We start from the raw sequence: 13,943 nt of genomic DNA, 5'->3' as shown, positions 1-13,943 counted from the left end.
GGATCAGCTCTCCAGTTCAATACGCGTGACCCAGTGGGCGTAGTCCTGATCACGTCCCTCCGTGATCGCAACGAGCTTGGTTCGCAGTGCCTCCATCAGCGGCCGACGTTGTGAAAGGGTCGTTGATTCCAGTTGTCGGATCGGCGTGATCTTTGCTGCTGTTCCAGTCAGGAACACCTCATCAGCGATGAACAGTTCGGTCTTGTCGACAGGACGTTCGATCACCTCGATACCCATGTCCCTTGCCAGTTCGATCACGCTGGCCCGTGTGATTCCCTCGAGGATGTCCTGATCGACGCCTGGTGTGATCAACCTGCCGTCACGGACGATGAACAGATTCATGCCGCTGGCCTCACTGACCTTGCCACGGGTGTTCATCAGCAATGCTTCATCAAAGCCGCTGGCAACGGCCTCCGACTTCGCCAGCGAGCTGGTAATGTAAGCACCGCTGATCTTGCCGCGCAGTGGGAGAGAGCGATCCTCTTGGCGCGTCCAGCTGCTGATTCGACAACTCACCCCATCCGGGGAAAGGTAATCACCCAGTTCCAGGCCGTAGATCAGAAAATCGGTTTCGATGTTGTGCAACCTTGGTGCGATTCCAAGATCACTCGTGTATACGAAGGGTCTCAGATAGATCGGGGTTCTGGGGTTGTTCGCATGCAGCACGGCCTTCAGCGCCTCCATCACGGTGTCCTCAGCGAGATCGGCCATCAACAGATGAGCACTCTGGGAAAGGCGTCTGGCGTGGCGTTCAGCCCGAAACAGCAACATGCCGCCAGGCTTGTTGGGATCGGGGATGGCCCGCATCCCACCGAAGGCACCGGTTCCGTAATGCAACGCATGGGTCGCCACCGACACCTTGGCCTCCTCAAAAGGAACGCAGCGTCCCTGGAACCAGGCATAGGGAAGGAACTGATGCATCGCTGAGGGTCCGTTGACCAGATCTTCTCACCCGTCAGTTCCGGATCGTCTCCCCTCTGGAGAATGGAGTCATGCATCGCCTAAGCAGCCTGCCAGGGGCCGACACCGACGGGCCGATCTCCTTCGTGGAGCAACCCAGCGCATCGGTGCTGTTTCTGACCAGTGCCAGTTCAGACATCTCGGCGCTGGCCAGGGTCCTCGACTCGGACGAGCAAGCGTTCTGGCAGGACCGCATCCGTGCTCTCCCTCTTGAGGCGATTGGCCATCCGGCCCAGATCGATCACTATCTGTCGGTCTGTACAGATGACACACAGCTGATTGTTATCCGACTGCTCGGCGGTCGTGGTCACTGGTCGTATGGGCTCGAACAATGTGGTCTCTGGCAGTCGCAAAAGCCGGGCAGGCAGCTCCTCATCCTGGCCGGTACACCAGATCAGGATCGGGAACTGCATCCGCTCAGCAGTCAGCAGCAGACGTTTTGCGATGCCATGGCGGTTCTGCTGCGCGAGGGAGGAGCCGACAACCTGCGGCACTGGCTTACGGGGCTGCGGTGGATTCTCGCCAGTGATCCGCTGACGGATCCGGTCACCGCTCCACCGTCGCTGACTCCCACAGCCTGCCCCGATCCCGACCCCTACGACTGGAGGGTGGAGTCCGGTCCAAGGGTCGGTGTGCTCCTCTACCGCGCCCATCGTCAATCAGCGGATGTGCATTGGTGCGATGTTCTGCTCGAGACCCTTCGAAGCCATGGACTGGTTCCGAGAGCGCTTTGGGTCAGCAGCCTTCGTGATCTCGCAGTTCAGAGTGCGGTGAAAGACCTCTGCCGACAACAGCATGTGGAGCTGGTGATCACCTCCACGTCCTTCGCGTCTGTTCAGTTCTCAGAGGCAGGTCTGGGAGCACCGCTATGGGATGACCTTGATCTGCCCGTTCTGCAGATGCTGAGCTCCGGACGCTCTCGGGAACGCTGGCAGGAATCGTTCCAGGGACTGGATCCCATCGATCTGTCCCTTCAGGTTGTTCTGCCGGAACTGGATGGTCGCATCACGACACGCATCGGTGCATTTCGCGAAGTCGAGCATGCTGATCAGCATCTCTGTACAGCAGTCAAGCGACTGGAGCCTGATCAGAGCGGCCTGAACTGGATCGCTGAGCATGTGAGTGCCTGGATTCAGTTGCGGGCAACCGAGGCATCGCAGCGTTCAGTGGCACTAGTGCTGGCGAACTACCCGCTCAGGAATGGTCGACTGGCCAACGGCGTGGGCCTGGACACACCTGCCAGCTGTCTGAACATCCTGCGCTGGCTTCGTGACGATGGATTCGACCTGGGGGCCATGCCTCTGCCGGAAACTGCTGATGCCCTAATGAAGGCGTTGCTCGCCAAGAGAACGAATGATCCGGAGAGTCACCACCGACCAGCGCTCACGCATCTGCCTCTGGCCCAGTACCTGATCTGGTGGAGATCACTTCCGGAGTCAGCTCGGGAATCGATCCGAAAACGCTGGGGTGAACCGGAGAAGGCAATGGATCTGGAACCGCTCGGCTTCGCGATCCACGGTTTGCAGTTCGGACGTGTGGTGGTGCTGGTTCAGCCCAGTCGTGGCTACGACGCTGATCAGCTCAGCGATCTTCATTCACCCGATCTTCCTCCTCCGCATCGTTACCTAGCCCAGTACCTCTGGTTGCGGCAGGTTCAGCGTTGTCAGCTGATGATTCATGTCGGCAAGCACGGCAGCGCGGAGTGGCTGCCTGGCAAATCGGTCGGCCTCAGTGCTTCCTGCGCGCCCGGTCTGGCGCTGGGGGCCGTTCCCCATCTGTATCCGTTCATCGTCAACGATCCCGGGGAGGGATCCCAGGCCAAACGTCGCGGGCATGCAGTGATCCTCGACCATCTCACGCCTCCGCTCGGTCGGGCGGGACTGCATGGGGACATGCTCTCACTGGAATCACTTCTGGATGAATACATCGAAGCCCGGCAACTGGGAGCTTCGCGATGTGAGCAGATCGAGCGACAGTTGTTGAAACTGCTCAACGACCTGAACTGGCCATCCATCGGGAAGCCGTCAGCGGATCAGATCTCTGCCGGAGCAATCGGCGATCTGCTGGAAGGCGTCGAGACCTACCTGTGTGAGCTCAAGGAAGCGCAGATCCGCACAGGACTGCATCGGCTCGGTGAACAGCCACGACCGAAACAGATGACAGAGCTCCTGCTGTCAATCGCCCGTTCACCGGCTGCGGATCGACCGGGGCTGACGCAGTGGATGGGAAGCATGCTGCAACTTGATTGCGATCCCTGGAAGGACGAGGAGGGAGAACTGTTGTCCGATGGGGACCGATCCATTCTGGAAAGACTGGGTTGCCACCGGCCAAGGCGTCTCGGCGATGCGGTCGACTGGATTGAGGATCAGGCCGGAACGCTTCTGCTGCAACTCATTGGGTCTGACAGATCAGACAGACAAGGCGAGGGCTCTGCGCTGGTTGAATGCTTTCAAAAGTCTCTGGATGCAGAGACGCTGCCCGGTCCACTCCAGTTCATCAAGGCTGATCTCTGGCCTCGGCTCAGAGACTCTGCAGACCAGGAACATCTTGGCGTTCTGGCGGCGGCGGCAGGTCGTCGCATCGCCAGTGGACCCTCAGGCGCTCCCACCAGGGGCAGGGATGACGTTCTTCCCACGGGACGCAACTTCTATTCCGTGGATCTGCGTGGCCTGCCGACCGAGGCCGCCTGGGATCTTGGACGCCGCAGCGCGGAACAGCTGCTTGAACTGTACGAACTCGAGGAGGGAGAACCTCTGAGACACCTTGCCCTGTCCGTCTGGGGAACAGCCACCATGCGCAACGGCGGCGAAGAGATCGCCCAGATGTTTGCCCTGCTCGGTGTCAGGCCCGTCTGGGATGGCCCGACACGACGAATGGTGGACCTTGAGCTGATTCCTCTCACACTGCTGGAGCGACCGCGCGTGGATGTCACGTTGCGCATGTCGGGGTTGTTCAGGGATGCCTTCCCTCAGCTGATCGCCTGGGTTGATCAGGCCCTGAAGATGGTTGCGCGACTGGATGAGACAGACAGCGATAACCCTCTTGCGGCTCTGACCCGCAGAGAAGGTGCCCAGGCACGTTTGTTCGGATCCGCGCCGGGTTCCTACGGAGCAGGCTTACAGGCACTGATTGACTCCGGTCAGTGGGATCAGCAACAAGATCTGGCAGAGGCTTACCTGGCCTGGAGTTCGTGGCGATATGACGCGAACACGACAGCCCAAAGCGACAGGACAGGCCTTGAACAGGCTCTCCGGGATGTTCAGGTTGTCCTGCACAACCAGGACAACAGGGAACATGACCTGCTGGATTCAGATGACTACTACCAGTTTCACGGAGGCCTTGCTGCAGCTGTGAAAACCGTCAGCGGCAGAGACCCGAAACTGTTATTTGCTGACCATTCACGCCGTGAGCGAGTGCGGATTCATCACCTGGGCCGCGAGATCGACAAGGTGGTGAGGAGTCGACTGCTCAATCCCAGATGGATTGATGGGATGAAACAGCACGGATACAAGGGCGCCTTTGAGATGGGCGCGAGCCTCGATTATCTGTTCGCTTATGACGCCAGCACAGGGATCGTTCCTGACTGGTGTTACAGCCGCATCGCTGAGCGCTGGTTGCTGACGGAGGACGTGCGCGACTTCCTGCTGGAGCGCAACCCCTGGGTCATGCGGGATATGGCTGAGCGCTGTCTTGAAGCAGCCAACAGAGGGCTCTGGCAGGAGGCGGATCAGGCACTCCTCGATGCCATTAAAAGGGTCTTGCTCGATTCCGAGCACGCCGTTGAGCACGGTGGATACAACAGTGGATTCAACGGTTGATGCAGCAGCTATTTGTTCAGATCACGCACCATGGAGAGGAAGGGATCGATTGAGCCCGGTTTATCGCTCTTCTGAGAGCCGGATGAAGCAACCTGCTTCTCCTCCTTGGGCTTGAGCTCCTGTTTTCGGGCCACGGGTGCTGAATCAGGTGCAGCTGGGGTGTTCACACCAGCCTGCTTCAGGGCGTTTCCCTTGAGCCGCTCGTCCAGTTCCGACTGGGACATGGTTTCGGCGAAAGTCTTTTTAACGGCCTTGGGGACTCCGGAATTGACACTGACGACCTCCTTTTTGACAACCTTGTCTCCCAGGCCCTCGTCGAGCTTGTCGATTTTCGAATCGAGAGCATCAACCTCCGTGATCATCTCCTTCACCCCGGGACTGTCGAGGGTTCCAGGAAAAGTGTGCCGAATTTTCTTCGACTCGAGCATGTAGTCGCGGTTGCCGAATGTCGATGCGCTGTCGCTGTCGAGGAAGAAAGCTTCCTGTTTGGGCTTCTTCTCTTTAGGACCCTTTTGAGGCTCGTTTTGATCCGAACCGGAATTCAGCAGTCGATCGAAGAGGCCCATACCCGAAAACAGGGAAGTTGATTGAACTTAGCGACCTTCCAGGTCCAACCCATGACTGTCTGTTCCACACGTTCGTAAAAGGCCAAGGTTCTTCAAGCGACGATCGATGGCTTCACAGACAACGGGAGACCAGCTCCAGCGAGGTTGCATGTCGTAGTCGTACCAGGCTTCACCACCATCAAAGCCCAGCTCGGCGGCAGCATCGATCAGATCTGCGAACCCAACCCGGTATCGCGCTGGGTGGGCGAGAATTGCCAGGCCCCCGGCTGCATGAATCGCCCGACACACACTTTCGGCTCTCAGAGCCTCCCCCACCGCCGCATCTCCGCGGTTGTAAATCGCCAGAGCGCTGTGCCCGGGTTGAAAGCCGAGGGCCAGCACATGCACAAGACAGCCGCGCAGGATCGCACTGATTTCCATGCCGCTCCACAATGTCGGCACCTTTTCACCGAGATCACGGCGTTGATCGAGCCAGTTCAGCATGGGCTGGTAAGCCGCGCTGGAATGGTGATCCGTCACGGCAAGGTGGACGAGGCCACGTGCAGTCGCCTGTTCAATCAGCGCCAGTGGCTGAAGGCTCCCATCGCTGCACTGGGTATGACAGTGAAAATTGCAGACATCAGGGCAGCTGTCTGGACCGATCTCCTTGAGGATCGGCCTAAGGGGATGCGAATCAACAGGCACAGAATCGGGCTCTCGTTCGACGCCTCACAGCACAAATCAATCTTAGAAGATTTATTTTATCACCAGGACAAGCGAATGGACGACCAATCAATACTTAATGCGGGATCAATATCAGCCTGAAACGCAAACTCTACAGCAGAATATTCAGGAAATAAAATTTTATCAATCGAAGCAATCAGCGACTTGATTGAAACACGATCGTCGACGCATCTGGCTTGGGCTAATACCAGACAGACCAATATCCTTTACAGTTATTGAAGTATCCAGCTTTGGTCATCTTGCAATTGTATAATCTGAATCAATCTTCCTGATTCAGCGTGTCCGAGAAAAAATCTAGGCTATTAATCCTCTACTCCACCGTTGATGGACATGCAAAGCATATTTGCGAATACGCCCAGGAGAAGCTGAAAAATTCCAAAGAAATTACAATTGCCTCCCTCGACGATGATTCTGTACAGGAACTCAATGACTTTGATGAAGTTCTTCTTGGTGCGAGCGTCAGGTATGGATTCCATAGAAAAAATGTCTACGAGTTTGTAAGAGAACATAAAGACGCATTGCTCAAGAAAAAAACGGCTTTCTTTTCACTCAACCTGACAGCCAGAAAGCCTGAAAAAGCATCTCCCGAGACCAACCCGTATATCGTTAAATTTTTGAAAAAAGTCGATTGGGAGCCTAATCTTAAGTCTGTTTTTGCAGGGCGGCTTGATTATCCGAGTCTGAACTGCCCGAACCGGTTGGCCATTCTTCTGATCATGGCGATCACCAACGGACCCAAGGATCTATCAAAAGTTCATGATTTTACCAACTGGAGCAAAGTTGACGAAATGGTTGAATCGATCAGAAATCTTTAATGTGCGTCGTAGCCTGCATAGTAAAAAAGAAAGATCATTGAATTGAAGCCATGAACCGATCCGCATTGTTCTGATGCTTTTCCAGAACATCAATATCCATGCGATCCAGATTTCTCGCCATCATTGCAAGCCGATACTGGCCCCGAAAAAAGTCTTCGTGTTGCTTGATGAAAGTCCAGAACAATCCATCCCAGATATCACACCATTCGCCTTTGCGATAGTCAGACATCTTGCGAACATAGTTTGAACCAGAAAGGTAGGGCTTGGTGGTGAACAGGCCGCCATCAGCGAACTGACTCATGCCGTAAACATTGGGAACCATGACCCAGTCGTAGGCATCCACAAACAGCTCCATGAACCAGAGATAGACGCGATTGGGGTGAAAACCGCAGAGCAACATCACATTACCCAGCAACATCAACCGTTCAATGTGATGGCAATACCCTGTCTCCAATGCATGGTGGATGGCGTCATCGATCGGAGGAAGACCGGTTGTGCCTCGATAGAAGGCTTCGGGGATTGGCCTGTCATCAAACCCCCAGAAATTGCCGTTGCGCATTTCCACCCCATGGCGCTTGTACATCGCTGCCATGAACTCCCGCCAGCCAATGATCTGCCGGATGAATCCTTCGAGTGAATTGAGCGGCACATCTCCCTCTTCGGCTCTTTCAAGAGTCCGATCAAGAACCTGTTGAGGTGTCAACAGCCCGCAGTTGAGCATGGGCGTCAGCACGCTGTGCCACATCACCCGGTGCTGGGTGCTGATGGCATCCTCATAGGCACCGAAGTCGCGGAATCTCCGGTCGAGAAAATCCTGAAGCCAACGATCCGCTGAATTGTGATCAACCGGATAGGCAAACAACTTCCACTCACCGATCAACGGCAGCTTCTCCTGCTCGAGGTCCTGGCGTGCCTGATTCACCACAGCCATGGAGATTGCCATCGGTTCCTCAGGAACAGTGATTCCCTTCGGAAGCTTCTTGCGATTGTCCGCATCAAAACTCCAGCGACCTCCGACCGGGTCTCCCTGAGCGTCAAGAAGAACATTGAGCCTTCGGCGCTGCATCTCATAGAACTTGGCCATGAATGGCTTACGTCCAGAGGCGAAGTGGTCGCTGACCACTGAATCCGGTGTCAGCAGCATCGGCGTGTCGGTGATTTCAAGCCTGCAGCCGTTGCGCTCAACGAAACGCTGAAGCCGTTTGCTCAGAAGATCGTCAACGGGATCCGCCAGATGGAAATGCCTGTAGCCAAGTGTGTGGAGGACCTGAAGATGCCCGTATGTATCTCGAGCCTGGTGATGGCGTTGCTCCAGAACCTTGAAGCCCTTGATGCGCAGCGTTTCTGCGTAAACAGTCATGGAGGAACGATGCAGCAACAGGCGCTGACGATGCACGTGTATCGGCCACTCGGGATCGGTGCCGAAGAACAGCGGATCCTCGATCAGAACGACAGGCCTGCCTGACTGCAGACAGGGATGGTCTGCAAACAGCTGATGGGGAAAGACGACGGTGATGTCCAATCTCAGCCCTCCCCAGCAAGACGACAGGCACGACGACCGATTGACGTGGCGTATGCCCTGTCCACCGGACCTGTCATAGGACTTAGCTGCCCTGCCTTGCAGTTCATCACGACCTTTTCACGATGGCCAAGCTGATCGTTGAGTTTCAGCACGAGCTGCCAGTGGTACTTGGCACTGCGGGTGATGTCGTCGGCACAGACAGGACCTGTGCAGAGGCCCGGTGAAGCGTAAACCGCTCCAGGAAACAGCAGACCAAAGACAAGACCAATCGCCACGGCAGCCAGCTTGAGAGCGCGGATCATGGCGACGGAGAGCCCGGTTCCTGACTCTGCCCATCCTGCTCTGCTTCCAGATCAGGGTGAAAGAAGCGATGAATATCACGCGCCAGAGCCAGTCCGACACCGGGTGCCTGGGCAAGGGTCTCCACGGATGCGAGCTGAATGGCATCAATGGAATGGAAATGAGCAAGCAGATCCTTCACGCGCTTTGGCCCGACTCCTGGAATATCCGACAGACGCGAACGTTTCATCCGCTCACCGCGCTGCTGACGGTGAAAACTCACAGCGAAGCGATGGGCCTCATCACGCAGGCGACGCAGCAACGCCACGCCCAGTTGATCGGGGTCGCTCTCAAGCGGATGACGTTCTCCTGGCAAAAAAATCTCCTCACGTTGCTTCGCAAGTGAACAGACATTGAGATCCTCCTGAAGGTCAAGTTCCCTGAGGGCTTCCATCACCGCTGAGAGCTGTCCCTTACCGCCATCGATCATCACCACATCCGGCCAGTCATTGAGACCATCGGTCTGCAGGGCGCTACCTCCCCTGTGACGCAGTGCCCCGACATCAACACCCTCAGCCTTGGCACGTGCCCAGCGTCGAAAGCGGCGGCGCATGATTTCAGCCATCGCCATGAAGTCGTCGCTGTGTCCGGCTCTGATACTGCTGCTGCGGATCTTGTATTTGCGGTAGTGCTGTTTGGCCGGAAGACCATCGATGAACACCACCTGGGATGCAACGGCATCGCTGCCCTGAATGTGACTGATGTCATAGCCCTCAATCCGTCTCGGCGGCGAGGCAAGGTCGAGAAGCTGTGCCAGATCCTCGGTCGCCAGAGCCTGTTGCTCCTGCCCCTGTTTGGCGCGCTGAAGTTCGTAGTCGGCATTGCGCTGAACCAGTTCAATCAGATCCGCTTTCTGACGCTGTTTCGGGCAGTGAATCTGAACTCTGCGTTCGCGCTGTTCCGTCAGCCACTCCTCGAGCAGCGGCTGTTGAAGAAGGGGATGCTGAACCAGGAGCTCCGGCGGAATCTCGACAGAATCCACCTGGCTGTAGTGCTCTTCGATCACGCGCTGAAGAATCTGACCCGGCTCCTGATTGCAGGCGTCAGCCATATATCCGAGTCGACCGACAAGTTTTCCGGCCCGCATCTGAAACAGCTGCACAGCTGCCAACCGATCATTGGCAGCCATGGCAATCACATCCCTGCTGACTGAGGAATCGGGCAGGCTCATCTTCTGATCAGCCGTGAGCTGGTCCAGGCCCTTGAGCTGATCACGCACCCGGGCGGCTGCTTCAAAATCCAGACGCTCCGCGTAACGCTCCATCTGCTGATGGAGGAGGGTCTGGAGCTCATCACTGCGCCCCTGAAACACCATCGCCACCTTGCGCAGGGTGCGGTGGTAATCCTCTGAGCTGATCTGTTCCTGACAGACTCCCGGGCAGCGTCCGATGCTGAAGTTCAAGCAGGTGCGGTCCTGATGAAGCGGCCTGGGGCGCTGCCTGAGCGGGAATACTCGCTTGACGAGAAAGAGTGTTCTCCTGAGCAGACCGACATCGACATAAGGGCCGTAGAAACGATCCAACGGACTGCGGAATCGTCGACGACGGGTGATGAAGATCCTTGGATAAGGCTCGCTCCAGGTGATGCAGAGATAGGGATATTTCTTGTCATCCTTCAGCAGCACATTGAAATGCGGCTGCTGGTTCTTGATCAGATTCGACTCAAGAGCAAGAGCCTCCGCTTCGCTGTCGGTGACGATGAACTCGATCTCGCAGATCTGACGCACCATCAGGCGGATCCGCGGGCTGAGATCGTGACGGCTGCGGAAATAACTGCGCACCCTGCTCCGCAGGCTCTTGGATTTACCCACGTAAAGCAGGCGATCCTCGGCATCGCGCATCAGATAGCAGCCCGGTTCCGTCGGAATGTCCTTAAGTCGACGTTCCAGGCGATCCGGTTGCTCGAGCAGTGTGGGCATGCCGAGAATCTAGTGATGCCGGTGTGCATAGGATCCGGCCACATTCCCCTGAGGATGTCGCGATGAAAGCGCTCTATCCAGGCAGCTTCGATCCTCTGACCCTCGGTCATCTTGATCTGATCGAGCGTGGCTCGTCTCTGGTGGAGGAACTTGTGGTGGCGGTGCTTCAGAACCCGGGCAAGTCTCCGGTCTTCTCCCTGGACGAACGACTTCATCAGATACGCGTTTCCACAGCCCATCTGAGCAATGTGTCTGTGAGCAGCTTTGACGGCCTCACCGTTGAATGCGCCAGGTCTCACGGAGCAAGGCTGATTCTGCGTGGTCTGCGGGCGATGAGCGACTTCGAATACGAGCTTCAGATCGCGCATACGAACCGGTCTCTTGATCCGGACTTTGAAACGGTGTTTCTCAGTACCTCAGCTCACTACAGCTTTCTCAGCAGTTCGGTGGTCAAGGAAGTCGCCCGATTCGGTGGATCCGTGGATCACATGGTCCCCACGGTGGTGGCGGAGGACCTCATGAGGTTCTTTAATTCGGCTTTCCACCACCCGCCGCGATGAGCGAGATCCGGTTCTCCGTACTCGACCAGCTCGACCAGCTCGAGGAAATCGTTCTGGAGGGAAGTCGCATCCCCTTCAGCGGCGGCAGGCTCGTGAATGAGCAGGACGCCGTCGAATTGCTGGACGCTGTTCGAGAAGCGATGCCCGCTCAGGTCGAGCAGGCTGACCAGTTGCTGCAGAAGCGGGACGAGTTCATCTCCACAGCCCGCACTCAGGCCGACGAAATCGTCAACAAAGCCCAGCAGCAGCGCGAGCAGCTCCTTGCCCAGGCCTCCATCCGCCAGGAAGCCGAACGTCAGGTCAACGAGATGCGGGAGCAGGTCCGTCAGCAATGTGAACAGATGCTGCTGGGAGTTCGTCAGCAGTCCGCGCAGATGGAGCAGGACATGCAGACAAAACACGCCCAACTTGAACAGCAGTTCGCGACCCGTCGCCAGCAGCTTGAGCAGGAGGCGATGCAACGCCGGCAACAGCTCGATCAGGAGGCCAGTGAACTTAAGCGGCAGCTGACCGAACAACACGAACGCAATCGGCAGCAATCACTCCAGGAACTCGAACAGATCCGTGTTGAAGGCCTTCGGTTGCAGAAGGAAGCCCAGGCTGAAGCGGAGCGACTGCACCAAGATGCACTGCAGTTCCGTCAACAGACGCAGCAACAGTGTGAGGCGTTGATTCAGCGAAGCCGCCAGGAGGCTGGCAACGTTCAGGACGGTGCGAACCGTTATGCCGAACAGACCCTTGGAGAGCTCGAGCAAAGGCTGAAGGAGATGGCTCAGGTTGTTCTGGCAGGACGCCAGGAGCTGGTGAAGATTCAGACGGGCCGCAAAGAGCCGGCAGAGATCGAGTCAAAGGAGGGCAAGACCGTTCCCATCAGCCGGGCGCGGCGTGCCGCATCAAGGGTACGGCAGATGAGGGGCATGGGCTGAAGCGCTGAACGGATCGCAGGATCTGGCCCATCACAGTGTTGGGCCTGGCTGATCCGTTGGAAATCATGCTGACGTACCTGGGTCCGTCAGCGGTCTGAAGATATCCGGAGATGCTTCGCACTCCCCTGATGGTTCCCGTTTTACCTCGGAATCGTCCATCGAGAACGGTTCCCCGATAGAGGTTGCGCAGTGTTCCTCTCCGGCCGGCGATGGCCATTGAAGCCTGGTAGTAGGAAGAGAAAGGGTGCTGATCCATACGCATGAGCAGGGCGGCGATCGTTTTGCTCGTGACCCTGTTGTTTCTGGACAGTCCACTGCCGTCAGCCACACGCAGTCCTGAGATCGGCAACCCCTGTTCGAACATCCAGCGCTCGGTCGCTCGCGAGGCTGCTCTGACGTCCCACAGGCCTGAAGCCTGACGCATGAGAACTTCCGCCGTGAAATTGTGGCTTTCCGTGTTGGCGAGACTGAGCAGCGCGTGCATGGGGGCCGATGTCTCTTCATGCAGCACAAGTGGTTCCTGCTGCTCGTCGTTTGACCTTGTGATCAGCGGCTGACCCCTCTGGATCCGAACGGTTCCGCCGCGACGTTGTGCTTCCTTCTCGAACAGGCGCTGCAGACGTGAATACGGATCACTGACGGCACCCCCGACGGCGTTACTGGTGAGCGCCAGACGGGTGATGGGAGCTCCATAGGCAAAGCCACGATCTGCGGGGTGCCAGTCACTGGGCCACCAGTTGCTGCGGGGCTCTTCTCGAACCATCAGCTGCACAGTGTCAACGGAATCACCCCGACTCCCGCCCTGACGAAGTGCAGCAAGCACGAATCGCTGAAGGCCCGCAATCCCCAGATCTGGATCTCCCTCGCCGTTCAGTTCGAGGGAACCGTCAGGGTTCTGAATCAGACGGGTTTTCAGGCGGAAATCGGGTCCAAGACGATCCAGGGCATAGGCCGTGCTGATCAGCTTCTGATTCGAGGCGGGAATTCTCGGAACCGATCCGTTCACATCACCAAGAACATCACCATCACTGTTCAGAACGGTGACGGACCAGACCTTCGCTTCACCTCCCACATTGGATCTGAGCGCCTGCTCAAGAGCAGGACAGAAGCGAGCTGGCTGCAGCTGTGGCAACGGCTGCTCGGTCTGCGGCGGCGGCGGGATGATCAGTGGCACTGCCTGACTTGCCGCGACAGGCATGCTCAGGGGCGACAGCAGCAGTCCAAAGGAGAGCAAGCTCTTGTTCATTGCAGGGTGACTCCACTCACAATTCCATTGACCCGGTAGAAACGGCCCTCAAGCTCCACGGGAGTGCCCACTTTGAGTTTGGTGCCGGCCATCACAACACCGCTGGAGGTGACATTGGCATCACCTCTCAGAACGAAACGGGAATCCAGCATGCCCTGGATGGTTCTGTTTGGGTCATCTGCTGTGACCACGCTGCCGTCGGGCAGCACAGAAGTCAGCTTGCGCCTGATGTCATCCACTCTGATCAACTCGGCACTGCCAGCTGGCTGGTTGCGGACCACCAGTGTGGTGCGACCGGATTCGAGAGCATCGGCAATCAAACCATCGGGATCGGCCGAACTGGTGTTGCGAACATCCACAGTGACTTCAACAGGTTTGATCGACCCTGTGGCTCTGGCGACCGTGTTGCTGAGCTTCGGACTCCACAACACGCCTCCCACGGCCACAAGCGCAACCACCAGAGCTGCTGCATCAATGATGGACAGCGATCGGAGACGATCAGAGAAGGGCATGGCTGTGGAATTGAGACAGCAACACTAAAAGTGATGGG

General features: G+C 57.1%; 12 protein-coding genes. 4 read left to right on the top strand and 8 right to left on the bottom strand.

What is annotated here, in order from left to right; all coding sequences use genetic code 11:
* Positions 1–3: 3 nt before the first annotated feature.
* Positions 4–921: a branched-chain amino acid transaminase gene (locus tag SIB56_RS03870; RefSeq protein ID WP_413325600.1), complete on the bottom strand. Its 918-nt coding sequence runs from the start codon at positions 919–921 to the stop codon at positions 4–6.
* A gap of 71 nt (positions 922–992) precedes the next feature.
* On the opposite strand from SIB56_RS03870, the gene cobN reads away from it, so the two are divergent.
* Positions 993–4,778, top strand: a complete 3,786-nt coding sequence (gene cobN / locus SIB56_RS03865) for a cobaltochelatase subunit CobN (protein WP_413325597.1) — start codon at positions 993–995, stop codon at positions 4,776–4,778.
* A gap of 8 nt (positions 4,779–4,786) precedes the next feature.
* Here cobN and SIB56_RS03860 read toward each other — a convergent pair whose 3' ends face one another.
* Both SIB56_RS03860 and SIB56_RS03855 read right to left on the bottom strand, forming a co-directional pair.
* Complete coding sequence (locus SIB56_RS03860; RefSeq protein WP_413325595.1) at positions 4,787–5,344, bottom strand: hypothetical protein; 558 nt, start codon at positions 5,342–5,344, stop codon at positions 4,787–4,789.
* 27 nt (positions 5,345–5,371) lie between these two features.
* The gene (locus SIB56_RS03855) at positions 5,372–6,028 is read right to left on the bottom strand and encodes a PHP domain-containing protein (protein ID WP_413325593.1); all 657 of its coding nucleotides are present in this window, start codon (positions 6,026–6,028) and stop codon (positions 5,372–5,374) included.
* Between the two features lie 317 nt (positions 6,029–6,345).
* On the opposite strand from SIB56_RS03855, the gene hemG reads away from it, so the two are divergent.
* Positions 6,346–6,882: a menaquinone-dependent protoporphyrinogen IX dehydrogenase gene (gene hemG / locus SIB56_RS03850; protein WP_413325591.1), complete on the top strand. Its 537-nt coding sequence runs from the start codon at positions 6,346–6,348 to the stop codon at positions 6,880–6,882.
* 34 nt (positions 6,883–6,916) lie between these two features.
* On the opposite strand, the gene SIB56_RS03845 is transcribed toward hemG, so the two are convergent.
* The 3 genes from SIB56_RS03845 to uvrC are packed head-to-tail and all read right to left on the bottom strand — an operon-like array spanning position 6,917 to position 10,661.
* Positions 6,917–8,404 (bottom strand): cryptochrome/photolyase family protein, encoded by a 1,488-nt coding sequence (locus SIB56_RS03845; RefSeq protein ID WP_413325589.1) that lies wholly within the window; start codon positions 8,402–8,404, stop codon positions 6,917–6,919.
* Between the two features lie 2 nt (positions 8,405–8,406).
* Positions 8,407–8,706, bottom strand: a complete 300-nt coding sequence (locus tag SIB56_RS03840; protein ID WP_413325587.1) for a hypothetical protein — start codon at positions 8,704–8,706, stop codon at positions 8,407–8,409.
* Positions 8,703–10,661: an excinuclease ABC subunit UvrC gene (gene uvrC / locus SIB56_RS03835; protein ID WP_413325584.1), complete on the bottom strand. Its 1,959-nt coding sequence runs from the start codon at positions 10,659–10,661 to the stop codon at positions 8,703–8,705. Before uvrC ends, SIB56_RS03840 begins: the two co-directional genes overlap by 4 nt.
* 62 nt (positions 10,662–10,723) lie before the next feature.
* On the opposite strand from uvrC, the gene coaD reads away from it, so the two are divergent.
* A complete protein-coding gene (gene coaD / locus SIB56_RS03830; protein ID WP_413325582.1) occupies positions 10,724–11,221 on the top strand; it encodes a pantetheine-phosphate adenylyltransferase in 498 nt (165 codons plus the stop codon).
* Positions 11,218–12,147, top strand: coding sequence for a hypothetical protein (locus tag SIB56_RS03825; RefSeq protein WP_413325580.1), 930 nt, complete (start codon positions 11,218–11,220; stop codon positions 12,145–12,147). Before coaD ends, SIB56_RS03825 begins: the two co-directional genes overlap by 4 nt.
* Here the strand turns inward: SIB56_RS03825 and dacB are convergent.
* On the bottom strand, positions 12,092–13,393 hold the full coding sequence (gene dacB, locus SIB56_RS03820; RefSeq protein WP_413325578.1) for a D-alanyl-D-alanine carboxypeptidase/D-alanyl-D-alanine-endopeptidase: 1,302 nt from the start codon (positions 13,391–13,393) through the stop codon (positions 12,092–12,094). The genes SIB56_RS03825 and dacB overlap by 56 nt on opposite strands.
* Entirely contained in the window at positions 13,390–13,905 is a 516-nt protein-coding gene (locus tag SIB56_RS03815) for a DUF4330 domain-containing protein (protein WP_413325576.1), read from the bottom strand. Before SIB56_RS03815 ends, dacB begins: the two co-directional genes overlap by 4 nt.
* Between the last annotated feature and the right edge of the window lie 38 nt (positions 13,906–13,943).

The sequence above is a fragment of the Synechococcus sp. MIT S9503 genome (genome assembly GCF_047304175.1).
Taxonomy (GTDB): Bacteria; Cyanobacteriota; Cyanobacteriia; order PCC-6307; family Cyanobiaceae; genus Synechococcus_C.
This window is presented reverse-complemented; position numbering and strand designations above follow the sequence as displayed.

What these genes read in the sequence shown, in the direction of transcription:
- coaD (WP_413325582.1), top strand. Translation starts at nt 10,724, where the DNA reads ATGAAAGCGCTCTATCCAGGCAGCTTCGATCCTCTGACCCTCGGTCAT.
- SIB56_RS03825 (WP_413325580.1), top strand. Translation starts at nt 11,218, where the DNA reads ATGAGCGAGATCCGGTTCTCCGTACTCGACCAGCTCGACCAGCTCGAG.
- SIB56_RS03815 (WP_413325576.1), bottom strand. Translation starts at nt 13,905, where the DNA reads ATGCCCTTCTCTGATCGTCTCCGATCGCTGTCCATCATTGATGCAGCA.
- dacB (WP_413325578.1), bottom strand. Translation starts at nt 13,393, where the DNA reads ATGAACAAGAGCTTGCTCTCCTTTGGACTGCTGCTGTCGCCCCTGAGC.
- SIB56_RS03860 (WP_413325595.1), bottom strand. Translation starts at nt 5,344, where the DNA reads ATGGGCCTCTTCGATCGACTGCTGAATTCCGGTTCGGATCAAAACGAG.
- uvrC (WP_413325584.1), bottom strand. Translation starts at nt 10,661, where the DNA reads ATGCCCACACTGCTCGAGCAACCGGATCGCCTGGAACGTCGACTTAAG.
- cobN (WP_413325597.1), top strand. Translation starts at nt 993, where the DNA reads ATGCATCGCCTAAGCAGCCTGCCAGGGGCCGACACCGACGGGCCGATC.
- SIB56_RS03870 (WP_413325600.1), bottom strand. Translation starts at nt 921, where the DNA reads ATGCATCAGTTCCTTCCCTATGCCTGGTTCCAGGGACGCTGCGTTCCT.
- SIB56_RS03840 (WP_413325587.1), bottom strand. Translation starts at nt 8,706, where the DNA reads ATGATCCGCGCTCTCAAGCTGGCTGCCGTGGCGATTGGTCTTGTCTTT.